The 24,686-nt window shown below is 35.3% G+C and carries 24 protein-coding genes; 18 read left to right on the forward strand and 6 right to left on the reverse strand.

Features of this window, described 5'->3' with window-relative positions; all coding sequences use genetic code 11:
* The first annotated feature begins 67 nt into the window (after nt 1-67).
* Both R1T42_RS12360 and R1T42_RS12365 read left to right on the forward strand, forming a co-directional pair.
* Nucleotides 68-811, forward strand: a complete 744-nt coding sequence (locus R1T42_RS12360; protein ID WP_317290540.1) for an alpha/beta fold hydrolase — start codon at nt 68-70, stop codon at nt 809-811.
* A 92-nt stretch (nt 812-903) separates the two neighbouring features.
* Complete coding sequence (locus R1T42_RS12365; RefSeq protein ID WP_317290541.1) at nt 904-1,149, forward strand: hypothetical protein; 246 nt, start codon at nt 904-906, stop codon at nt 1,147-1,149.
* Here R1T42_RS12365 and thiL read toward each other — a convergent pair.
* Complete coding sequence (gene thiL, locus R1T42_RS12370; protein WP_317290542.1) at nt 1,140-2,183, reverse strand: thiamine-phosphate kinase; 1,044 nt, start codon at nt 2,181-2,183, stop codon at nt 1,140-1,142. The genes R1T42_RS12365 and thiL overlap by 10 nt on opposite strands.
* 252 nt (nt 2,184-2,435) lie before the next feature.
* Between thiL and R1T42_RS12375 the strand changes: the two genes are divergently transcribed.
* The 11 genes from R1T42_RS12375 (at nt 2,436) to R1T42_RS12425 (ending at nt 11,053) form a co-directional block, all read left to right on the forward strand.
* Nucleotides 2,436-2,765, forward strand: coding sequence for a HesB/IscA family protein (locus R1T42_RS12375; protein WP_036583087.1), 330 nt, complete (start codon nt 2,436-2,438; stop codon nt 2,763-2,765).
* A gap of 108 nt (nt 2,766-2,873) precedes the next feature.
* A complete protein-coding gene (gene sufB, locus R1T42_RS12380) occupies nt 2,874-4,322 on the forward strand; it encodes a Fe-S cluster assembly protein SufB (RefSeq protein ID WP_042269346.1) in 1,449 nt (482 codons plus the stop codon).
* Between the two features lie 22 nt (nt 4,323-4,344).
* Nucleotides 4,345-4,752, forward strand: coding sequence for a hypothetical protein (locus R1T42_RS12385; protein WP_042245327.1), 408 nt, complete (start codon nt 4,345-4,347; stop codon nt 4,750-4,752).
* A gap of 28 nt (nt 4,753-4,780) precedes the next feature.
* Nucleotides 4,781-5,533, forward strand: coding sequence for a Fe-S cluster assembly ATPase SufC (gene sufC, locus R1T42_RS12390; protein WP_036583083.1), 753 nt, complete (start codon nt 4,781-4,783; stop codon nt 5,531-5,533).
* Between the two features lie 118 nt (nt 5,534-5,651).
* Nucleotides 5,652-6,965: a Fe-S cluster assembly protein SufD gene (gene sufD / locus R1T42_RS12395; RefSeq protein ID WP_036583082.1), complete on the forward strand. Its 1,314-nt coding sequence runs from the start codon at nt 5,652-5,654 to the stop codon at nt 6,963-6,965.
* A 148-nt stretch (nt 6,966-7,113) separates the two neighbouring features.
* A complete protein-coding gene (locus R1T42_RS12400) occupies nt 7,114-8,328 on the forward strand; it encodes an aminotransferase class V-fold PLP-dependent enzyme (protein ID WP_317290543.1) in 1,215 nt (404 codons plus the stop codon).
* A gap of 55 nt (nt 8,329-8,383) precedes the next feature.
* Entirely contained in the window at nt 8,384-8,776 is a 393-nt protein-coding gene (locus R1T42_RS12405; RefSeq protein WP_317290544.1) for an META domain-containing protein, read from the forward strand.
* Nucleotides 8,776-9,201 carry a SufE family protein gene (locus R1T42_RS12410; RefSeq protein ID WP_042287028.1) on the forward strand — a complete coding sequence of 142 codons (426 nt, stop codon included), beginning with the start codon at nt 8,776-8,778 and terminating at the stop codon, nt 9,199-9,201. The genes R1T42_RS12405 and R1T42_RS12410 overlap by 1 nt, the downstream gene beginning before the upstream one ends.
* A 2-nt stretch (nt 9,202-9,203) precedes the next feature.
* On the forward strand, nt 9,204-9,524 hold the full coding sequence (locus R1T42_RS12415) for an iron-sulfur cluster assembly protein (protein WP_006796533.1): 321 nt from the start codon (nt 9,204-9,206) through the stop codon (nt 9,522-9,524).
* 3 nt (nt 9,525-9,527) lie between these two features.
* Nucleotides 9,528-10,037, forward strand: coding sequence for a DUF2480 family protein (locus tag R1T42_RS12420; protein WP_042291231.1), 510 nt, complete (start codon nt 9,528-9,530; stop codon nt 10,035-10,037).
* An 89-nt stretch (nt 10,038-10,126) separates the two neighbouring features.
* The gene (locus R1T42_RS12425; protein ID WP_317290545.1) at nt 10,127-11,053 is read left to right on the forward strand and encodes a DUF3078 domain-containing protein; all 927 of its coding nucleotides are present in this window, start codon (nt 10,127-10,129) and stop codon (nt 11,051-11,053) included.
* Nucleotides 11,054-11,122: 69 nt separating this feature from the next.
* Here R1T42_RS12425 and hflX read toward each other — a convergent pair whose 3' ends face one another.
* The gene (gene hflX, locus R1T42_RS12430) at nt 11,123-12,349 is read right to left on the reverse strand and encodes a GTPase HflX (protein ID WP_036583065.1); all 1,227 of its coding nucleotides are present in this window, start codon (nt 12,347-12,349) and stop codon (nt 11,123-11,125) included.
* 145 nt (nt 12,350-12,494) lie between these two features.
* Between hflX and R1T42_RS12435 the strand changes: the two genes are divergently transcribed.
* From R1T42_RS12435 to R1T42_RS12450, 4 genes are all read left to right on the forward strand, one after another.
* A complete protein-coding gene (locus R1T42_RS12435; RefSeq protein ID WP_042245342.1) occupies nt 12,495-13,484 on the forward strand; it encodes an endonuclease/exonuclease/phosphatase family protein in 990 nt (329 codons plus the stop codon).
* Nucleotides 13,485-13,777: 293 nt separating this feature from the next.
* Complete coding sequence (locus R1T42_RS12440) at nt 13,778-14,692, forward strand: PorP/SprF family type IX secretion system membrane protein (protein ID WP_036583061.1); 915 nt, start codon at nt 13,778-13,780, stop codon at nt 14,690-14,692.
* Nucleotides 14,693-14,714: 22 nt separating this feature from the next.
* A complete protein-coding gene (locus R1T42_RS12445) occupies nt 14,715-16,592 on the forward strand; it encodes an OmpA family protein (protein ID WP_317290546.1) in 1,878 nt (625 codons plus the stop codon).
* Nucleotides 16,593-16,719: 127 nt separating this feature from the next.
* Complete coding sequence (locus R1T42_RS12450) at nt 16,720-17,445, forward strand: hypothetical protein (protein WP_317290547.1); 726 nt, start codon at nt 16,720-16,722, stop codon at nt 17,443-17,445.
* 610 nt (nt 17,446-18,055) lie between these two features.
* Here the strand turns inward: R1T42_RS12450 and R1T42_RS12455 are convergent.
* The 3 genes from R1T42_RS12455 to R1T42_RS12465 form a co-directional block, all read right to left on the reverse strand.
* Nucleotides 18,056-18,667, reverse strand: a complete 612-nt coding sequence (locus R1T42_RS12455) for a hypothetical protein (RefSeq protein ID WP_317290548.1) — start codon at nt 18,665-18,667, stop codon at nt 18,056-18,058.
* Between the two features lie 115 nt (nt 18,668-18,782).
* Entirely contained in the window at nt 18,783-20,228 is a 1,446-nt protein-coding gene (locus R1T42_RS12460; RefSeq protein WP_317290549.1) for a DUF5689 domain-containing protein, read from the reverse strand.
* Between the two features lie 11 nt (nt 20,229-20,239).
* A complete protein-coding gene (locus R1T42_RS12465) occupies nt 20,240-23,068 on the reverse strand; it encodes a carboxypeptidase regulatory-like domain-containing protein (RefSeq protein ID WP_317290550.1) in 2,829 nt (942 codons plus the stop codon).
* A 127-nt stretch (nt 23,069-23,195) separates the two neighbouring features.
* Between R1T42_RS12465 and R1T42_RS12470 the strand changes: the two genes are divergently transcribed.
* Entirely contained in the window at nt 23,196-24,269 is a 1,074-nt protein-coding gene (locus tag R1T42_RS12470) for an endonuclease/exonuclease/phosphatase family protein (RefSeq protein WP_317290551.1), read from the forward strand.
* Nucleotides 24,270-24,320: 51 nt separating this feature from the next.
* On the opposite strand, the gene R1T42_RS12475 is transcribed toward R1T42_RS12470, so the two are convergent.
* The gene (locus R1T42_RS12475) at nt 24,321-24,683 is read right to left on the reverse strand and encodes a YraN family protein (protein ID WP_317290552.1); all 363 of its coding nucleotides are present in this window, start codon (nt 24,681-24,683) and stop codon (nt 24,321-24,323) included.
* Nucleotides 24,684-24,686: the final 3 nt, after the last annotated feature.

Raw genomic sequence — 24,686 nt, forward strand, 5'->3', positions numbered from 1 at the left:
GCTTTAGATCAGTGTAAAATTAACAAAATATTAGAAGTAGAAAGGGAACAGGTATTATATTGCATTTATGAAGAAAATGACCTACTACTATAAGTCCTCAAATAAGCCTAGGGTACTACTTTTACACGGTTTTTTAGGTAGTAAAAACCAGTGGACTACGGTGGCAAAATCATTAGAAAACAGCTATAATGTTATATATGTTGAATTACCTGGTCATGGTGAATCTCCTATGGTATCGCAATACTCTATCGATGATCTGGCTTTTGAAATCTCACAATTTTTGATGCAAAATGATATTCATAAGGTACATTTTATAGGTCATAGTATGGGTGGTTATGTAGGATCTGCTTTCGCGAAAGCGTATCCTCAACAACTTTATTCTTTAACCTTGTTGAACAGTATTATGGGACCTGATAGTGTAGCCCGTAAAATGATGCGAGATCGTGCAATCCAATTAATTGATCGCTTTCAAAATGCTTATGTATCTATGGCTATTAATAATCTTTTTACGCCTCAAGAACATGTAACTCATAAGGCTATTATTGAAAATATGAGGATTGAATCTCAAGAGATTACTCTAGAAGCTGTAATGGCGGCGTTGCGTGCTATGAGAGATCGTCCATCACAGCTTGGACATGTTGATGTGCCCGTTCAATACATCTATGGAAATCGTGATACCGTTATTGAAAAATCTATTATCGAGGTCGAGTTAAGCCAGGAGTTTTACGCTGGTGTAAGTGTTGAAGGTGGACACATGTTATTACTTACTCATCCTAGTGAAATCGTAAGTAAAATGCATTTTGTCGATTAATTTAAGTGTTTTATCGTTCATTAGAATTATTTTTTTTACATTGGTCGTAGTAAAATGAAGTTCAACCAACTTTCGTTTAAATAACTAGCCAAATGTCAAAATCTTTTTCCCCTATCAAGGCTGCAGCTATATGCTCTTTTACAGGACATAAACTACAAGTTACTCATCAAGTAAATGACCGCATACAAGAAATGTGTTGCGTAAAATGTGGAAAGCAAATGACCACAAATATTTATGGTAATATCGTTCCGTTAAATGATCAATATTCTCGTGTTAATCGTGCTCTCAATGACCTTGCGGTTAAGAAAAATAGACGTGAATTAGGTTTTTATTCTTGAAAACTATTCCAGCCCATTGCTTTAATAGGTATTTGCTCGCCTGATCTGGTGATTAAATGAATTCCTTCACCGTTGGGTACAGCATGTCCTATGATGCTTAAGCTAGGATTTGCTTTAATTTTAGGGAAGTCTTCTTGTTTTACCGTAAATAATAATTCATAGTCCTCGCCACCACTAAGTGCAATCGTTGTACTGTCTAAATTAAATTCTTCACAAGCCGCTATTACCGTAGGGTCTAATGGAAGTTTTTCTTCATAGAGCTTCATTCCTACATTAGAGTTTTTACATAAATGAATAACTTCAGAACTTAAACCATCGGATAAATCAATCATACTCGTAGGTTTCACATCTAGTTCTTTGAGTAGCTTAGGGATATCTTTACGAACTTCAGGTTTTAGCTGTCGTTCTAATAAATAGCTATAGGCTTCAACATCTGGTTGATTATTTGGGTTTGCTTTATAAACAGCTTTCTCGCGCTCTAGGATTTGTAATCCCATATAAGCGGCGCCTATGTCTCCACTAACGACTAGTAAATCATTATCTCTAGCACCTGAGCGGTATATAATATCATCTTCCTTTTGTTCTCCTATTGCTGTAATAGAGATAATCAAACCACTTTGAGAAGCAGTAGTGTCTCCACCTATTAAATCTACATTGTAGATTTTACATGCCAGTTTGATACCATTATAAAGCTCTTCAACGGCTTCTACAGGAAAACGATTAGACATAGCTATGGATACGGTTATTTGGGTAGGTACCGCATTCATCGCATAAAGATCAGATAAATTAACCATAACAGCTTTGTAACCTAAATGCTTTAGAGGAACATAACTTAAATCAAAGTGAATACCTTCTACAAGCATATCTGTGGTGACCACAGTAGATGCTGTATGATTGATAACAGCAGCATCATCGCCTATACCTTTTAAGGTAGAATCTTGATTAAGTTCAATATTTTGTGTGATGTGATCGATTAAACCAAATTCACCTAAATTTTCAATCGACGTACGTTGTGGATTTTTATCTTCTATCATGCTGCAAAATTACAATGAATTAAACATCTTAATTATAAAACAGATAGAAAAGAGTTGATGTTTTTTTAAATTTCAAAGTATAATTTGAGCTTTAAGCTATTGAAAAATAGATATGTTAGCACTTGATTGTATAAAGAACTGTTAAACTATAGATATTGGACATACAATCATGCATTTTATAAATTGAATAGGGCAAGGTTCAAAAATGGCTGTTGTATATTTGTGGTCATTTTAAATAAGGATTTTAAGCATATGATAAATGTATCAGATACGGCAAAAATTAAGCTTACTCAATTAATGAGTGAAGATGGATTTGCTATAGGTAATGATTATGTGCGCGTAGGTGTTAAAAGTGGAGGTTGTAGTGGTTTATCTTACGATCTAACATTTGATAAGACAACTACAGACACGGATAAGATTTTTGAAGCAAATGACGTGCGCATTGTGGTTGATAAAAAAAGCTTTTTATATCTCGTTGGGACGACGCTTGAATTTAGCGGTGGTTTGAACGGTAAAGGATTTGTCTTTAATAACCCTAATGCACAAAGAACTTGTGGATGTGGAGAAAGTTTTTCTCTATAAGTCTAAATAAGTAGAATAGTATTGTGAAAGCGCTACTATTCAATAATTAATAAATAAGAAGTTCAAATTATACAGTGTAGCTGTTTTATGAACTTTAAACATAGCATTATGTCTAAGTACACAGAAGAAGAATTAGAAAAAGAACTCCAGAATAAAGAGTACGAGTACGGCTTCTATACCGATATTAAATCAGACACTATTCCTATCGGACTTAGTGAAGAAGTGATACGTATCATATCTGCCAAAAAGAATGAGCCACAATGGATGCTTGACTGGAGACTACAGGCATATCGTGTGTTTATTGAAATGGAAGAGCCAGATTGGGCAAATGTAAATTACGAAAAACCAGATTTACAAGCCATTTCTTATTACAGTGCACCTAATTCTAAGCCTAAATATGATAGCCTTGATGAGGTTGATCCAGAATTATTAGAAACGTTCAAAAAATTAGGAATTTCACTTGATGAGCAAAAAAAGCTTGCTGGTGTTGCTATGGATATTGTAGTAGACTCAGTATCTGTAGCTACTACATTTAAGAAAACGCTTGCAGAGAAAGGTATTATTTTCTGCCCCATTTCTGAAGCAATACAAGAACATCCAGAGCTTGTAAAAAAATATCTTGGTACTATAATTCCACAAAGTGATAATTACTATGCAGCATTGAATAGCGCTGTATTCTCTGATGGATCATTCTGTTATATACCTAAAGGTGTTAAGTGTCCTATGGAACTTTCTACATACTTCCGTATTAATGAAGGTGGAACAGGACAATTTGAAAGAACACTAGTAATTGCAGATGAAGGAAGTTATGTTTCTTACCTAGAAGGTTGTACTGCGCCTAGTCGTGATGAAAATCAATTACACGCTGCATGTGTGGAGTTAATCGCACTAGATGATGCAGAAATTAAATACTCTACCGTACAGAACTGGTATCCAGGTAATGCCGAAGGAAAAGGTGGTGTTTTCAACTTTGTAACTAAGCGTGGACTATGTGAGAAAAATGCAAAAATCTCATGGACTCAAGTAGAGACCGGTAGTGCTGTAACATGGAAGTATCCTAGCTGTGTTCTTAAAGGAGATAACTCAGTTGGTGAGTTTTACTCCATCGCGGTGACTAATAATTTTCAGCAAGCAGATACTGGAACTAAGATGGTTCACTTAGGTAAAAACACTAAGTCAACTATTATTTCTAAAGGGATTAGTGCCGGAAAATCGCAAAACTCTTATCGAGGACTCGTAAAAATCAATTCACGTGCTACAAATGCTCGTAACTTTTCACAATGTGATAGTTTGTTAATGGGTAATGAGTGCGGTGCACATACATTCCCATACATAGAAAATAGTAACAGTACTTCAAAAGTAGAACACGAAGCGACAACGAGTAAAATAGGTGAAGATCAAATTTTTTACTGCAACCAGCGTGGTATTGATACAGAAAAAGCCATTGCACTTATTGTAAATGGATTCTCTAAAGAAGTATTAAATAAACTACCTATGGAGTTTGCAGTAGAAGCTCAAAAATTATTAGAAATAAGCCTAGAAGGATCGGTAGGATAGAACATTTCAAAAACCATTAATTATGAAACGATTACTCGTTTTATGTTTTATAATAATTGCAACAGTCTCTTGTAAAAATCAGGAGCAACCATTGGATGTTGCAACCACAGAGGACATAAGCACGTCATTTGTAGAAGATGAAAACACCTATAAAGGTGAGTTTATTTTATTAGAGGACGCCGCAGTCCTTACTAGTAAAAACGAAATTTATGCCGTACGCATAGATGATAAGTTAAAGCAGCTCCATGAACTGGCGTTACCTTTACAAAAGACAAAATTTGATATGGTAAATGTAATTCTTAAAGGAGAATTAGTACCTAATCCATTGTTGCTAGAAACAGGTGAAGGCTGGGAACAAATGCTTATCATAAAAGAAATAATAGAAGTAACACCAGCAACAAGTGCTGCCGTAGTTGCACCCATCAATTAATACAGATACAAGAAGTTAAATAACAGCTATGTTAAAGATCAAAGACTTGCATGCCTCAATAGAGGATAAAGAAATATTAAAAGGAATCAATCTAGAAGTAAAAGCTGGTGAGGTTCATGCTATTATGGGACCTAACGGTTCTGGTAAATCTACTCTAGCAAATGTGATTGCAGGACGTGAAGAGTACGAGATGACTGGTGGTTCTATTGAATTAGAAAACGAGGAAATATCTGAGCTTGATCCAGAAGAAAGAGCACATAAAGGTGTCTTTTTATCATTTCAGTATCCTATTGAAATCCCTGGAGTATCAGTTACTAACTTCATGAAAACTGCTATCAACGAGACGCGCAAGGCTCAAGGTAAAGAAGAAATGAAGGCTGGTGATATGTTAAAGATGATCCGTGAAAAGTCTGAGATGCTAGAGATAGATCGCAAATTCTTATCTCGTTCTTTAAATGAAGGTTTTTCTGGTGGAGAAAAGAAACGTAACGAGATTTTCCAGATGGCAATGTTAGATCCTAAACTTTCGATATTAGATGAGACAGATTCAGGTCTTGATATCGATGCCCTACGTATCGTAGCAAATGGTGTAAATAAATTGCGCAGTGAGGATAATGCCACTATCGTGATTACTCACTACCAGCGTTTATTAGATTATATCGTGCCAGATTTTGTACACGTACTTTATAAAGGACGTATCGTAAAATCAGGAGGAAAAGAACTAGCTCAAGAATTAGAAGAGCGCGGTTATGACTGGATTAAAGAAGAAGTAGAGGCTTAGTACTCAGCTTTAAGGTCTAGTAATTAATAGTGTAGTTTTTATTATTTCGCTTTCGCGAAAGCTGACATTAAAGAAATGTAGTTGGCAACAAATAATAAAAGCGTGAAAACAACAAATCATGAGTTTTAAAGACAAAATATTATCTTCTTTTATCGCTTTAGAAAATGAGGTCGATACAGAAACGTATGCACATCAATTGCGCAATGAGGCGCTAGCGTCTTTTGAAGAGTTAGGTATTCCGCAACGTAAAGAAGAGGCATATAAATATACATCGCTGAAATCTCTATTTAATAAAGATTACAGTCTTTTCCCAAAGAAAGAATCTGCTATTGAATATGGAGATATTAAACCATATTTAATCCATCAAATAGATGCGTATCGTGTGATTTTTATAGATGGGATTTATAGCTCGCATTTATCTGAGACTACACACGATAAATTTGACGTTTGTTTAATGTCTAGTGCCTTAAATAATCCGAAATATAGTCCTGTTATTGAGGCTTATTACAATAAACTTGCGCCTAAGGATGGATTAACATCTTTAAACACAGCATTTGCAAGAGAAGGTGCTTACATAAGCATTGGGAAAAACATAGCGGTAGAAAAACCTATAGAAGTTGTATACTTTTCTACTGGTAATGAGAGTACTTTAATGACACAGCCACGTAATCTAGTGGTAGTAGGAGAGAATTCTCAAGTGCAAATTATAGAACGTCACCAAAGTTTAAGTGATAATCAAGTATTGACTAATAGTGTTACTGAGATTTTTGCAGATAAGCGTGCCATGGTGGATTATTATAAAATCCAGAACGATCATCTTAATGCATCACTTATCGATCATACCAGTGTAGAGCAAAAATCAGATAGTGAAGTTCGTTTGCATACGTTTTCTTTTGGTGGAGCTTTAACTAGAAACAACTTGAATTTTTATCAACGTGGTGAACACTGTAATTCTATTCTTAACGGAGTTACGATTATAGAAGGAAAACAACACGTAGATCATTCTACACTAGTACATCACACAGCACCTAATTGTGAGAGTTACCAGCAGTACAAGCAAATCTTTGATGATAAAGCTGTAGGAGTTTTTAATGGTAAAGTTCTCGTAGATAAAGTAGCGCAAAAAATTAACGCGTTCCAGCAAAACAATAATATATTAGTAAGCGATAAGGCTACCATCAACGCAAAGCCACAACTAGAGATTTTTGCAGACGATGTAAGATGTTCACATGGTTGTACCATCGGTCAACTTGATGAAGATGCTCTGTTTTACATGCAATCTCGTGGAATAGGTAAAAAAGAAGCACGTGCCCTATTGATGTTTGCTTTTGCAAATAGCGTACTAGAAAGTGTAAAAATTCCTGAAATTAAATCTCGCATCACAAAGCTTATTGCAAAGAAGCTAGGTGTAGAGATTGGGTTTGATTTATAGTGATTGTCTATTTCAATTTTAAAAAAAAATGCCTTGTTTTAAAACAAGGCATTTTTTTTAGATGAATGATTTTCAAAGTATATGAATTACTCTTCTAATAATTCCTTAAATAATACCTCTTTCCCAGTCCGCATCGTACCTTTGTACCATGTTAGATATTCAAAAAATAAGAGCTGATTTTCCTATCCTTAATCGTGAGGTAAATGGGCGACCGTTAGTTTATTTTGATAACGCTGCGACTTCTCAAAAACCGCAACAGGTCATTGATAAAATCGTTGAGTATTATACCTTATATAATGCAAACATCCACCGTGGTGTTCATGCGTTAAGTCAGGAAGCAACAGATTTGTATGAGGAAGCAAGAGAAAAAGTGAGAGCTTTTTTCAATATTCCTCAAGCAAAACAGGTAATTATTACCTCTGGAAATACACATAGTATTAATGCTGTTGCGAGTGGTGCCCACGTCTTTGTGAAAAAAGATGATGAGATCATTGTAAGCGCAGTAGAGCATCATTCTAATATTGTTCCCTGGCAAATGCTTTGTGAACGAGTAGGCGCTACCTTAAAAGTAATACCGGTATTAGACAGCGGTGAGCTAGATATGCAAGCTTATGAAGGACTGCTGAATGAGAAAACAGCTTTTGTAGTTGTTAATCATGTGTCTAACGCACTAGGTGTTACTAATCCAGTAGAAGAGATCATCAAAGGAGCACACGAACATGGTGCGATGACTTTAATAGATGGTGCGCAATCATGTGGTCATATGAAGTTAGATATGCAAGCGCTTGATGCAGATTTCTATACCATGTCTGGACATAAAATGTGTGGTCCGACAGGAATAGGTATTCTATATGGTAAAGAAGAAGCATTAAACGCATTACCACCATACCAAGGTGGTGGAGAGATGATAGATCAAGTGACATTTGAGCATACAACCTATGCAGGATTACCACATAAGTTTGAAGCCGGAACACCTAATATTGCAGGTGGAATTGCTTTAGGTGCTGCTGTCGACTATCTTAATGAATTAGGAATGGATAACATCGCTGCTTATGAGCACGAGTTATTATTATATGCAACGGAACAGTTAAAGGAAATCGAAGGCCTTAAAATTTATGGAGATGTTGCAAATAAAGCTGCAGTAATAAGTTTTAATGTCACAACCTTGCATCCTTATGATATAGGAACCATAGTAGATAAACTAGGTATAGCTGTAAGAACGGGTCATCATTGTGCACAACCAGTTATGGAACGCTATTCAATTCCTGGTACGGTAAGAGCAAGTTTTGCATTTTATAATACTAAAGAAGAAATAGATATTATGGTACAAGCTTTGCAACGTGCAGTAAGTATGCTGTCTTAATGGACTTCATTATCTTTGAAGACTACTTAATGAGTATACCTTAAAACATATTAAAATGAGAATATTTACATTACTTTTTAGTCTAACGCTTTTTACATTAACCAGTTGTGATGAACAAGATGTTGCAGGTAGTTATGACGTGGTACTCGTAGGAGAGAATAATTATTCAGAACATGATATTACTTTAACCATTACGATGGGAGAAGAAAATCGCATATCTGGTAAGTCAGCATGTAATAATTACAGCGGTACATTTGAAAACTTAGGAAAAGGAAAAGTAAGCATAAGCCCTTTAATGGGAACTAAAATGATGTGTAGAGATGTGCATGAGATCGAGAGAGATTATATGAGTCATCTTGCAAAGGTAGTTGAAGTAAATCCTACTAAAGAAGGATTAGAACTTTTAAACGCATCAGGCGATATCATAATTACAGCAGTAAAACAATAATGGCTAGCATTCAAGACATACAAAATGAAATCGTAGAAGAGTTTGCCATGTTTGACGACTGGATGGATCGCTATGAATACATGATAGATCTAGGGAAAAGCGTTCCTGTTATAGATGAGCAATACAAAACTGATGATAATATCATAAAAGGTTGCCAGTCCAAAGTATGGGTACACGCAGATCTAAAAGAGGATAAAGTAGAATTTAGTGCAGACAGTGATGCAATAATCACAAAAGGAATTATTGCAATACTTATAAGAGCCTGGTCTGGTCAGAAACCAGCAGATATTATTGCTGCCGATACAGCTTTTATAGATCAGATAGGTTTGAAAGAACATCTTTCACCTACTAGAGCAAATGGATTAGTTTCCATGATAAAACAACTTAAAATGTATGCAATAGCATATCAATCTCAATTGAGCTAATTATGGAAGAGATCAACGGACAAGAAATAGGAGAAAAAGTAGTTAAGGTTTTAAAAACCATATATGACCCAGAAATTCCTGTGGACATCTATGAGCTAGGTCTTATATATGATGTCATGGTGAGCAGTGATGCTGACGTTAAAATATTAATGACATTAACTTCACCTAACTGTCCAGTAGCAGAGACGCTACCAGTAGAAGTTGAGGAGAAAGTAAAAACTCTAAAAGAAGTCAACGATGCCGAGGTGGAAATCACATTTGATCCACCATGGAACAAAGACTTAATGAGTGAAGAGGCAAAGCTTGAACTAGGGATGCTTTAAAATATGGAAGGCGAGATCATTAACAGAGTCGCAAACTCAAAACTTCAGGTCATCGACTTAGAAGATTATTATCCTGTAGGACCGCGCAGCGAGATAGATATTTCTCAATGGTTGATGGAAGGTATTGTGTTAGTAGAATCACGCTTTCGCGAAAGCTTAAAAAACACAGACTTTACTGTGTTTAAGGGTCATTATGTTGCAGTAAATTGCTCTACAGATGCGATCATACCGCAATGGGCATGGATGTTATTACAAATGGAGCTAACTGGTATAGCAGAAAAAGTCGTGCTAGGATCATTAGAACATCTAGAGACAGCATTGTATATTCCTATTATTGATCAATTAGACATCAATCCCTACATCGATATGCCAGTAATTGTAAAAGGTTGTTCTAATAAACCGGTACCAATTGGAGCATATATGAAAATTACAGAGCGATTGCACAATGTTGCAAAATCAGTAATGTACGGCGAGGCCTGTAGTGCAGTTCCCGTTTATAAGAAAAAAAGGTAGTTTATCGATAGAATTGTTTTTTGAAGGACAATCAATCCATTTTTTTAATTAAATGGTAATTTCGCGCCATAACATTTCAATTTAGTATTATGAAAAAAATTATTTTACTTTTTGCATTTGCACTTTGTACAATCAGTACTTATGCGCAAACTGAAGAAGAACTTAAGTCGTTAAAAGCGACAAAAATGGATTCTATTGCTCAAATTCAAGGTAGAGCAAATGCGATCCAAGCACAGATAGATGCACTTCCAGGTTGGAAAAAGGGAGCTTTTGGTACTATAGGAGCAAATTTATCAAGTTTTGATAAGTGGTATTCTCAAGGTTCTCCTAATGTGAACTCTGGTAACATAGGTGTTACATTAAACGGATTTGCAAACTTAAAAAGAGAGAAGTATTTCTGGAGAAATAATCTAAACGTGAATTTACAATGGGTAAAGTTTGACGATAGAGATGACGCTACAGATGATGATAGTTTTCAAGAAGCTACAGACGTTTTTAATATTCAATCATTATATGGTTACAAGCTGAGCGAGAAATTTGCTGTTTCTACATTAGGAGAGTACAGAACTACGATACTTAACAATTTTAATGATCCTGGATACCTAGACCTAGGTGTTGGTGCAACATGGACTCCTTTAGATAACCTTGTAGTTGTGATTCACCCTTTAAACTATAACTTTGTTTTCAGTAGTGGTGATGATATTTTTGAATCTTCTTTAGGTGCAAAAATCGTTGCAGATTATACAAGACAAATAGGAGCTATTAACTTTAAGAGTAATCTTTCTACATTCCAAAGCTATAAGAGCTCTAACTTATCCAACTTTACATGGATCAACTCTTTCGGTTATACACTATGGAAAAACATCGGTGTAGGTTTTGAATTTGGTTTAAGAGGTAATCATCAAGAGGCTGTAAATTTTGCGGCGACTCAGGATCCTACAGGTACATTTGATTTTGATAATGTAGATAACGATTTACAATCATACTGGTTATTAGGTTTGAACTATAAGTTCTAATTTAATTTTATCTAAAATAAAAAGCCCTTAATCCATCGGATTAAGGGCTTTTTCATGTTTTAAAAGTGTTTATTCTTCTTCTGTTTCTATTAAGTCTTCCCAATCTGGAAATAAGAAAGCATTGTAAGGAAATCTTTTTACATGAATTTCTCTAACTTGATCATAGACTTTTTTCTTAAACGTGTCTATGTTCTCTTTATTAATGGCTGATATAAACACAACGTTTTCACCCATTCTTGCCATCCAGGTGCGCTTCCATTCTTCTAGCGAGTAATGTGCACTGGTCCTTTCTTCAAGTAAATCTTCTGGATCATAGTCCTCGGCAATGTACTGGTCGATTTTATTGAAAACCATGATAGTAGGTTTATCCACAGCGTCTATCTCGCTTAATATTTTATTTACCGATGCGATGTGATCTTCAAAACTACCATGAGCAATATCTACTACATGCAATAACAAGTCAGATTCACGTACTTCATCAAGCGTTGACTTAAAGGATTCTACTAATTGAGTAGGTAGTTTACGTATAAAACCTACAGTATCTGTCAGTAAGAAGGGAAGGTTTTTTACAACAACTTTACGCACTGTTGTGTCTAATGTTGCAAACAACTTATTTTCTGCAAAAACCTCACTTTTTGAAATTACATTCATTAGTGTGCTTTTTCCAACGTTTGTATAACCTACTAAGGCAACACGTACCATTTTACCACGGTTACCGCGCTGGGTAGCCATTTGTTTATCAATAGTAAGTAATTTCTTTTTGAGTAAAGTTATACGGTCACGTACGATACGACGGTCAGTCTCAATCTCTGTTTCTCCTGGACCACGCATCCCGATACCACCTTTTTGTCTCTCAAGGTGAGTCCACAGACCTACAAGTCTTGGCAGTAAGTATTCATATTGAGCCAGTTCAACCTGTGTACGAGCATAACTAGTCTCTGCACGTTGAGCAAAAATATCTAGGATTAAGTAAGTTCTATCTATAATTTTAACTTCTAGAATTTTCTCAATATTCTTTTGCTGTGCAGGACTTAGCTCATCATCAAATATTACCGTATCAATATTATGAGCATCTACATAGGCCTTTATATCTTCCATTTTACCAGATCCTAAAAATGTTTTAGGATTAGGTTTTTGCATTTTTTGAGAAAAACGCTTGTGTATAGTAGCGCCTGCTGTATAAGCTAAGAATTCTAGCTCATCCAGATATTCTTTAAGTTTTTCTTCTGTCTGCTGTTGGGTAACCACTCCTACTAGAATGGCTTTTTCATATTCGTGTGTTTCTCTTTCTAACATTTATGGTTCTAAAACTATTTAACAAAGATAACAGATTGCCAGTGAGCTGCTCTACAATTAATAAAAGCTTAAAGTAATTCTTATTATAGTGAGAGAATTTGCGTGATGATGTATTAGATTTGAAATCCCTACAAAAATAAGAGTATTGGCAATTTCACAACAGGCATTTGAACAGTATACCGTCGCATTCTACAATTTAGAAAATTTATTTGACGTTCACAATGATGAGGATATACTAGATCAGGATTTTACAGCACAAGGTCGTAAGCAATGGACACCACAACGTTACCAGAAAAAGCTGCAAAAATTGAGTGAAGCGATATCAAAAGTAGGTGTTTTACAAACTGGTAAGTTGCCGGCAATTATAGGTGTGGCTGAAGTGGAGAATGAGAAAGTTCTTGAAGATTTAATACAACAGCCTAAACTGGTTAAAGGAGATTATGGTATCATACATTATAATAGCCCAGATGAGCGAGGAATTGATGTTGCTTTATTATACAGTAAAAAAATATTTACAGTGCAATCCTCTACACCGATAGCTGTCGATGTAACTATGCCTAATGATGAGCCAGACCGTACCCGTGATATATTATATGTAAAAGGTTTTTTATCTGGTATGCCATTACATATATATGTGAACCACTGGCCGTCAAGAAGAGATGGAGCAGACTCTACAAATGAAAAAAGAGTAACTGTAGCCAAGCAGTTAATGGATCATATCAATCATGTAGATCCACAAAATGATCGAACTAATCAAGAGAAGCATTTACTAGAAGGCACTAATATTATTGTAATGGGAGATTTTAATGATGATCCAGAAAACGATAGTATACGCAATGAAATCCTGCCACACGGTTTTCAAAATGTGACCGCGCCGCTTAAAAAATTTCATAGAGGTAGTTTGAATCATAATTTTAAATGGAATCTTTTTGATCAAATTATGGTTAGTGACAGTTTAATTAATGATGTGCCAGACGCTTTATACTTTCATCAAGCAGACATTTTTGATGACATTATGTTGAGGCAATGGAAAGGGAAATATCGAGGTCAACCAGCGCGCACATTTGTTGGTAAAACCTATAAAGGAGGTTATTCTGATCATTTTCCTGTATATATGATACTACGTAGAAACTAATTGAATCATTTCGTCTGTGAAACATTGCTTTTAATCTATAAAGAAATTGTTAAACAATATAGGCGATGTATTTTTTCTATATTCGGTCTTCTAAGTAAATAATTGATGATATAGTATAATGTTAATGTTTAGCCTTTAATAGTTGATTATCAATGGATAGGTTAAAAATTACGCTTTCGCGAAAGCAAGATATTATAAAATCAGGTCACTATGTAAGTCGCAATTGATAGCATAGTAGTATATTTAGAACCATAAAACTAACTTGTGCAACCCAAAAAACTAACTCTATAATGATGAGAAAATTACTTGCCATGGGGATTTTCCTTGTCTTGTCCGGAACCAGCGTACTTCACGCTCAACAAGATCCTCAGTACACACAGTACATGTACAACCAAAATGTCATTAACCCAGCATATGCTGGTACAAGAGATGGCTTAACTCTTACAACTCTTTACCGTCAACAATGGACTGGTGTAACTGGTGCGCCAGAGACACTTACCTTTTCTGGTAGTACTCCAATAGGCGATCGAGTAGGTGTAGGTCTTTCTGTAATTTCTGATCAAATAGGACCAGTTAAAGAGAAAAACTTCTATGGAGATTTCTCTTATAAATTACAAGTTGGAAAGAAAACAACATTATCTCTAGGTCTTAAAGCTGGTGTTACTTTCCACGATGTGAATCTTAACTTTGTGAACACTACACAGCCGGGTGATCCATTGTTTAGTGAGCAATTAAACGAACAGTACTTAAATCTGGGTGCAGGTGCTTTCCTTTATGGAGATAACTGGTATGCTGGTTTTTCTGTTCCTAATATGTTAAACAGTACTCACTTAGATGAGGACGGTTTAACCTTTGGTTCTGAAACACAACATTATTTCTTAACAGGTGGATATGTTTTTGATATTAATGAAAACATTAAATTAAAGCCACATGCAATGGTTAAAGGAGCTTTTGATTCTCCATTAAGCTTTGATTTAAACACAAACGTATTATTTAATAATAAGTTTGAAGTAGGTGTATCTTACAGATATGAAGACTCTTTCAGTGGTCTAGTAGGTATGCAACTTACTGATAATGTAAAGGTAGGTTATGCATATGACCGCGTGGTATCAGATATACAGGTAGCGGCAAATTCTTCACATGAGATCTTCTTGACTTATGACTTGAATTTCCCTCGTAAAGTGATGCAATCACCACGTTTCTTCTAATAACCAGCAAAGAAAGAATATCATGAAAAAAATATATTTACTACTCTTAATAATTATCGCTGGCTCATTTCAAGTAAATGCACAAAGCGATGCAACTAAAAAAGCAGACAAACTATATGAGCAACTGCGTTATGTGGATGCTGCAAAAGCTTATGAGAAACTCATTAAAAATGGAGAGCGTTCTCAACACGTTTATACTAACCTAGGAAACTCTTATTTCTTTAATAGTGACTTTAAAAGTGCAGAGCAATTTTATAAAAGAGCTACTAATAAGAATCCTCAAGCAGAGACTCTTTACAGATATGCTCAAACTTTAAAGGCTAATCAAAAATATGATCTTTCTAATACTATCATGAACCAGTTTGCTGGGATGGTGCCTAATGATGATCGTGCTAAAGCCTTTAAAGCAAACCCTAATTACCTAGCAGACATTACAGGAATGAACCCAGCTTATACTGCTGAGGCTTTAGGACTTAATGGTGAAGCAAGTGATTTTGCTGCACAAAAAATAGGTGATAAAATTTACTTTGCAAGTGCTCGTAATAATAAGCGTGCAAACTATGCATGGAATAAAGAACCTTACTTAGATATCTATGAAGCATCTGTTGATGAAAACGGAATGCCTGGTGAAGGAAAACTTCTTGATGGTGATGTAAATACTAAGTATCATGAAGGTACATTAGATATTACACCTGACGGGAAGTATATGTTCTTTACTCGTGTAGATTATATCGATGGAGATTATGAAAAAGCTAGTGATGGCGAGAGTAAATTGAATATTTACAGAGCTGTTAAAGCTGGTGGCGAGTGGAGAGATGTAAGAACTACTTCTCTAGAAAGTCAAGAATACGGTGTAGGTCATCCTAGTATTACTGCAGATGGAAAAGCAATTTTCTTTGCAAGTGAAGCGCCAGGTGGACAAGGTGGAACTGATATCTATAAAGCGAGTCTTAAGAATGGTAAAATTTCAAACCCAGTAAATTTAGGACCTACAGTTAATACTGCAGGTGATGATTCATTCCCATGGATTGCTGAAGATGGTACACTTTATTTCTCTTCAAACGGTCACTTAGGATTAGGTGGTCTAGACGTATTTAAATACAAAGACGGTAAAGTTTCTAACTTAGGTTCTCCTGTAAACTCTGTAATGGATGATTTTGCTTTCACATATTCAGAAGAAACAGGTAAAGGTTTTGTTTCTTCTAACCGTAAAGGTGGAAAAGGAAGTGATGATATCTATGCGGTGAATCGTATTGAAATTTGTGAAGTTGCTGTTACGGTAACCGCTGTTGATGCTCAAACTAATCAGCCTATTCCAGGTGCTATTGTTTCTTTACAAGATGCAGATGGTAATAGCTTACCTAGCCAGACTACAGATGCTGAAGGAAAGGCGATGTTTACTACAGAGTGTAATAAAGAATTTGTTGCCCGTGGTGTTAAAGATCAATATGAAAGTGCTCAATCTGACCTAAGCGTTACAGAAGAAGCTACAGCAATGGTAACTGTAAACATGGAGCCTATTATTCCTGATCCAGTTGTTGTAGATGAAAAGATCTTATTGAATATGATCTACTTTGATCTAGATAAGTCTAACATACGTCCTGATGCAGCACTTGAACTAGATCGTTTAGTTTCTTTCATGAAGAAATATCCAGAACTAGAAGTAATGGCTGAGACTTATGCAGATGTTAGAGGACCAGATGCCTATAACCTTGCATTAACGCAACGTCGTTCAGAATCTATTGTGTCTTATGTGGTATCACAAGGAGTAGACGCAAGTCGTTTAACTGCAGTAGGTCGTGGAGAAGCAAATCCAGTTGTGGATTGTTCTGGAAGACGATGTACTGAAGAAGAGTATCAAAAGTCTCGTAGATCAGAATTTACGATTACAAAAAGATAGTTATTAAGCATTACTAACTAACCAATGCTTTAGATCCCATCTCTTTATTGAGATGGGATTTTTTATTTTAGAATAATTGTATTATTTTCAATATCCTATTCGAAAAAAACAATTAATTCTTTGAATCATGAATCGTATATTTTTCCTTATATTTTTATTTCTGTTTTGTATTACAAATACTTTTGCGCAAGTAGGGATAAATACTGATACTCCAGACACGTCATCACTACTGGAAATAGAGTCTTCAGATAAAGGTATTCTTATCCCTAGGATGAGTACTAGTGATCGTGACCTTATAGCTTTACCTGAGGTTAGCTTATTAATTTTTAACTTAACTACAAATACCTATCAATACAATGCGGGGACTAAGATTTCACCGGAGTGGAATAATATATCATATAACCCGTCAGTAAAATATACCAATACTGACACTACGACAAATATTAACACTGCTGTGGCAACTGACGCACCTATCTTTGGAACACTAAACTGGAACGATGATACAATATTATACACAGTTAGTGGAAACATACTAACTATAAATAGTGACGGTAGATATAGAATAACGGTAAATATATATTACGAAGCTCCAGATGTGGCAGGTAATAATTCCGAACGTAGGCTTTCTGTATTAGCACAACTTGAAGTAGGAGGAGTGCAAACGGGAACAATAGCTGCAACAGGATATCTAAGACATGATGATAATCATGAACAAGCATCTTTGAACTTCACAGAAACACTAGATATTGCTAATGGCCAGACTGTAAGTTTAAAGTTCTTTAGAGGTGGTAATACTGCAGATGTGTTTTTAACTGCTGGCACCTCAAATATTCTGATTGAAAAGATTAACTAACATTAATTTTATTATAACTATTGTTTAACTGTGGATTCAAGTTTTCGTATAGAATAAGTAACCTTGTATTAACTCAACGTCGTTCTGAATCTATTGTGGCTTATGTAGTCTCGCAAGTCTCTTGACTGCGGTAGTTCGTGGAGAAGCAAATCTTGTTGTGGATTGTTCTGGAAGACAGACTGTATACTGAAGAAGAGTATCGAAAGTCTCGCAAATCTGAATTTACGATTACAAAAGATAATTATTAAGCATTACTAACTAACCAATGCTTTAAATCCCATCTCTTTATTGAGATGGGATTTTTTATTTTAGGGTTTTGTATAATGTTGACTAGTTTATTATTGTAAGGAAGTAGGAGATCACTGTGTTTAGTAATATAACGTCATTGCGAGCGATTTCTGAAAGATATAGATAGCGCGCTCAATTATGTTTAGAGAACACTAAAAGCTATTTCTACCTGTTTATATAGATTTCTATTGGCGTTACAAATGTTTTATTAGATCTCACGAATTACAGATGCGTGCTGCATGAGGAATAATATGAACCTAATATATAGTAGACTTGCGGATATTAGATACCAACGCACGACATGGTGCATAAATGTATGTGTTTAGTCCTTTTGACTAACTAATAGGTAACTAGTTCCTTTAAAGCTATAAAATTCTATGATAGTATTAGAACAGCTGTTAGATTTATCGAAATAGATTAATGGTTTAGATTCTTGATTGAGCTTTATATTAAAGGAGTCAGTACAATATAATATGATTTTTGCATAATCTTTTTTATCAGTGATAAATAGCTCTTCTTTTGGGTTATCATCTATACTAATTTCTATTCTATTTGTTAGTTTTTTAATTGGAAACGTGAAATGAAAATCTCTATTTAAGAAAAATGAACCTTTGTAAATCCGACCAGATGGTTCTTTAATTTCTTTCTTGTTAATAGTTATAGATTTAGGGTTGATATCAAAATTACTTCCCAAATCAAATAAAATAGTTCCATTTCTATTCTTACCATTATTATATATGGATACTATCGAGCTTTTATATTCAAAGGATTCTTTGTGCTGTGATTCTTTTTGAATTTCGGTAATTAGATTCTTATGAGGCAATGGCTGATCAACAGATTCTAAATTACTAAACCAATCAATTATATTAAATGCAAAATAGCCACCTATTAAGATTGCCAGTATGATAGGAATAAAAATCCGTTTGTTTTTCATTTTTATATTTAAGGTTTCTTTACTGGTTAGGTGTTTTTTAAAAATATAAAAGCCCATTGCAAATAGCAATGGGCTTTTCTTATATGTTTTCGCTTAAAGCGAAATAATTCTTTTACTAATTACTAGTCATAGAGATGTTATCTAACTCATAAGTACCGTCAGTACCAGAATCTCCTGATCCTTCATAACGGAAAGCAATATGACCTGTACCAGTTACACAGTCCAATGATACGTTATCAGAGAATACCCAGTTACCAAAGAACTCACCGTCATCAACGATAGTTGCGTCTGCAAGAGGTTTCCACGTTGCTGTAGCGATTCCTGCTGTTGTTCCATCCCAATCATCAGAATAAAGTACTTGCATTGTAGAACCATCAGAGAAGCTGTTAGAAGTTTCAAAAGAGAATACTTCACCTGTTTGAGCATCAAAGTCAAATTCTGGTGTGATTAACCAAGCGATTGTAGAAGCGTCATTTGAGTTAAATGATCCAACGTTAACACTTTTACCTAGTGAAGCATTTGTTCCACCAGAAGTGTATACTTCCCAAGTTTCTGTACCAGCTTCTTGGAAGTTAGTCCATCCTGCAGGCATTGCTGCTGCTCCTGTAGATTGTGTTTCAAAGTTCTCGCTTAGTAATGTATTCGGTCCTGCAGCAGCTGCGTTTCCACAAGAAACAGGTGTTAAATCACAACGGTTAGTATCTGTAAGATCGAAGTCCTCAGGAGTATTTACATATAGTACATAAACATCATCAAAGAAATCTCTAGTTAATACGGCACTAATAGAACCTTTTCCATCAGGAATGTTTAAAGCTTTAAAGTCAGAGAAAGTACTTGTCCATAAGTTTGCAGTCGCTCCAAAAGCATCATTACAGCTTTTAATACTACGCTCACCATCAAATTGGTCAAATGACTCAGCTGCAAATGATAAGTCGATTTGCTCTTCTACAAATTGTACGTTGTTCACTCTAACCCAAATAAGTTCTAGAGCATCAGAAAAGTCTGCAAATTCAACGTCCACAGGAACGATGTCTGCAACTAAGTTATCTCTTTTAATAACGTCAGCCTCACTTGATGCTGCGATACGCTCTATATCACTACCAGCACCAGCTACACCTAATGTGGTAACTCCATTTGAAGTTCCTACGGTAAGACCCGTTAACTTAACAAATACTTTTCTACCGAATTCATATCTTGTAAACAATGGGTTTACATCAATAGAAATGGCAAGACCAGCTGTAGGATTTTCTGTTTCATCTTGAATTATTAATTCTTTAAACCAGTTTCCTCCTTGATCGTCTGATATCACATATCCTGTAATATACTCATCTACTCCACTTGCTGATTGCTCAAAAGTAAAAGTATCATCACCACTTTGTGCAAGTCTAGATGCTACAGTGCTTAATGCAACAACGTTACCGTCAACAGTAATTGGTGTTGTGTCATTAAATGTAGGTACTGTAAAATCATCATCTCCTACACAAGAAAATGTGATAGCGGCGATATACGCCAGCGCTATTATTTTATGAAAAGCTCTCATATTATTTATTTTATTTTTCATCATTAATTTTATTAAAATCTTAGGTAAACGTTTAAGTAGTATGTACGACCATTTCCATAGAAATAACGTGGTGCAAACACTTCAATTGGGTTGTTACTATCGTCTAGAACATCTTGATAATTTGCAAGACGACCTTGCTCAAATCCACCAGTTCTATATTCTTTCCCTAATACATTATTGATAGTCGCAAAGAAACCTACAAACTTGTCACCTATTTTCCAAGATTTCCCACCTACTACATTTAATAGTTCATATGGATTAAATTTTTCTTGTCTTAATAAGTCTCTAGCAATGTCTTCATCATAATTTGATATTGGTAAACCGTCTAAATCAGTCACAAAGTTTTCTGATCTTCTTAGTGGAGAAACGTCCACATATGAATTAGAGAAGAAGTTTGCAGTAGCACCTACCCACCAGTAATCTGGATCACGGTATTCAAAACCTACTTGATAAGCTTGTTCTGGTCCACCAGCGATGTGGTAATCTTTTAAATTAGTAGTTCCATCACCAAATGTTAAATCGACATTAGGAAAGTCATCACTATTTAAATAGATATTAGGATTGTTGCTATAAGTATTTGTACCAAATGCAGCAGCTGCTTTTAAAGCAATTGTTGGTGTTACTTGAACTTCCAGTCCTAGTTCTCCACCGATATTGCGACGATCTATGTTAGTCATCACTTCTTGTACAAAAGCGTTACCATCTTGAGTTGGAGCACCAGATAAACCTTCTACAAAATAGAAGCCTACATCCGTACCATCTTTAAATTGTGTGAAGTAACCTGTTAATCTAGCCTTTACAATAGGAGATCTGTAGATATAAGATATATCTGTAGAATATACTGTCTGAGACTCTAGACCAGTTGTAGTATTATTGTTTTGTCTGGCATTAGGGAAAGCACTTCTTATTGTAGGAGCATCTGTTAAATAAGCTCCGTTAAAATCAATAAAGCTTTTACCGCTTAATTTATAAGTAGCACCACCTTTAATTCCAAAGTTGGTAAAATCTAGTTGTTCTCCTTTTCCAAAAGAATTGTCAGCAAAGTTACCATTACGGAATTTACCATCTCTTTGATAAGAAGTTTGAGTGATGTTACCAGCTATATAGAAGTCAACCTTTTTAGTCTTAAACTGAGCTTGAGCAAATGCATCGATCTCATCAACTAATATGTCATAATTGTACTTATAGCGATCTCCTTCGCCTACAATACGATTAGGGTTGTTTAAATCTGATTGTGCCGCTTGATCTTGTGTTATGTTAGAGGTTTCTTGTGCAAAGAAATCTACATCTAGATAACCACCACCACCTAAAAGATCATCTATTTTTGCATAGTTTTCACTTTTTAAATTACGATAGCTCACTCCACCTGTGAATAAAATATTATCTGTAATATCTGCAGTAAGAATTGAGTTTACCATTAAAAGATCGTCATCGATACGATCTTCTTGTATAGCATAAACACTAGTTCCTCCTTGTTGAGTAAATGAAGCGTTTGCTCTATAAAGTGCATCCCAATCTAACTGACCGTTACTTACAAACTCTTGTTGAGCTAGATAAGCATTAGAATAATCTAAACCATTACGTAAGAAATAACTAGGTAAATTTTGATAATAATCAGGATTAGGATTACGTGCACCACCTATGTAAGAATCTTGACCATCTAGAGTTACTAAACGAGTACCGCCATTATCGATACGAGTGTTTCCTATACGACCAAATTGATATCCTACGTTAGTATTTAATTTCACTTTCTCATTGATTTGCCAGTTATGGTTCAACATTAAAATAGGCTCTTCAATTTCTCTGATACGGCTATTGCGTTTTTCACCATCGATATAACCCCAGTTAGGATTATAAGTAATTCCTCTTAAGTTTTTTACCTCTTCAGTCATTGGCGATTGTCTACCACGACGATTAGGAGTGTACATACCTGTGAAGTTTAAGAAATGATTGTCATTAATCTTTTTCTCGACAGATAGACCTATAGAATTTGCATCATATACGGTACCATCTATAAATCCTTCTTCTCCAGCTCTACGTGAGGCACTTATTGAGTATGCCCATCCATTACTTTTCAAGCCACTATTGTAAGTTGCCATAAAGCGACCTGTGTAACTACGGTTACCAGCAGCATATGAAATACGACTACCTTCTCTTTGTTGAGAAGCACGCATATCAATACTCTGAACACCACCTAAACCACCAAATGTATTATCTGCAGCAGATAATCCCATAGTAAAGTTTTGGTTACGTTGTAAGTCATTTAATCCACCCCAATTACTCCATTGTGGTCGTCCAGAAAAAATCTTGTTCATAGTTAGTCCATTAATAAGGACACGACCATCTTCACTATTCAATCCACGAGGCCTAAAGAATGTCGCACTAAAATCAAATGCTGCCGCTCTTAAAAATATATCTCTTGAGGATTGTAAAAGTCCAGATACATTGTTTGCAGCATTCTGGTCATCAGATAGATCATTTTCTGTTAGTGAAATAACACCTGCAGTTTGTTCTTGATCACTAAAATCTACTCTTAAATAAAGTGGATCAATATTAACTGGTGTTAATTCATTTACAACAATAGGTAAAGTACGGTTGTAATGATCAGCTGCACTAACTTGCATTTTCTGATCTCCTTGTGGGATACCGCTAGCAAAATTAAAGAAACCATCAGCATCAGTAGTTGCTGTAAACTTGGTTCCTAAGATTTCAATCAGCGCTCCTTTAATAGGTTCTTCGGTTGATTCGTCAATTACTCGACCTTTTACCACTTGGGCACTCGCAATAGAGCCGCAGACCAGTAAAATCAACAAAATCAACTTGCTAATTTGTTTATTCATAAGAGTTGTTTATTAATATATCGTTATTAATGGGCTGCAAAAGTACGTTTTTCTATGGTTAACAGTACCTTTGGCGCGGCGTTTGTATAAATGTTTACATAATGTTAATCTAAGTTAATTAAAAGAAATGTATAAATATCTCATTACCAGTGCTTTTGTTTTTTTCGCTTTCGCTAAAGCGTCTCATGCACAACAAGATAACAATGACACAAAACAGTATAAAATACAAACTGTTGCGTTTTACAATCTAGAAAATCTTTACGATACAGAAGATGATCCTACAATCAATGATGAAGCCAGCCCTATGATGGAAATGGCTGAAGGATTAAGAGAAGACGTGTATCAAAAAAAATTAACAAACATGGCACGTGTTCTTAGAAAGATTGGTGCAGATAAGTCGGGAACTGCTCCTGCTTTAATAGGTGTTTGTGAAGTTGAAAACCGTAAGGTACTTGAGGACCTTGCGAGCCACGAGCTATTAAGAGACTATGATTATGGTATAGAACATTACGATTCTCCAGACAGACGTGGTATTGATGTCGCTTTATTATATAAGAAGAGTGAATTTAAAGTGATTAACTCTCAGTCGAGACGTTTAGACATATCAGATCCTGGTAGTGGTCGCCGTATTTTTACTCGTGATCAGTTAGTGGTAACAGGAGAGCTTAATGGCGATCCTATGAGTGTTATCGTTAATCACTGGCCATCACGTAGCGGTGGCGAGATGCGTAGTAGAGCAAAACGTGTTGCAGCAGCAGCCTTAAATCAGCAAATTATCGATTCCTTGCACGTAACTAATGCGATGGCCAAAATAATGACCATGGGAGATTTAAATGATGACCCTACTAATGAGAGTGTTCTTAAAACATTAAATGCACAACAAGATCAGGAAGACGTAAAGCCTCAAATGATTTATAATCCATACATCCAAATGTTGAAAGATGGTTTTAACACGCTTTCTTACAGAGATGCAGGAAATATTTTTGACCAGATCATGCTTACTTATCCTTTATTGAAAAAAGCAGATCAAGAAGGTTACTTCTATTATCATGCTGGAATTTATAATCCTAGTTTTATGACTAATAAATCTGGACGCTATAAAGGGTATCCGTTACGTAGCTATAATTATGGTAGTTTCACTAATGGTTTCAGTGATCACTTTCCTGTATATGTATATCTTATAAAGGAAGAGAAAGAATAATAATCTCATCACACTATAAAAAAAGCAGCCCAAAGGCTGCTTTTTTTATTTCTAAAAATGATAAAAAGCATTTTCTAAATGTTCGATTTTTGTTCCTGCTTTATTTTTTATAATGGCGATAATATCAAATCTAGCCTCGATATCATCACCAGCATGATGTTCAATATAATGGTCTGCAGTGGAGACCAGTCTTTTAATCTGAGCAGGCTTTAAAAAATCTTGTGGATCACCAAAATCTGGAGTGGAACGTGTTTTTACTTCGACTATGACTATGGTATTTCCTTTTTGTGCGATGATGTCGATCTCTCCTTTAAGATACACATAGTTTGTGGTAAGAATGTCATATCCATTTTTAAGCAAGTAGTTCACAGCTATTTTTTCTCCTTCTTTCCCTAGTTCGTTATGATCTGCCATAAT

Origin of the sequence: Nonlabens ulvanivorans, assembly GCF_032922765.1 — a bacterium.
In the GTDB taxonomy this organism is placed as follows: Bacteria; Bacteroidota; Bacteroidia; order Flavobacteriales; family Flavobacteriaceae; genus Nonlabens; species Nonlabens ulvanivorans.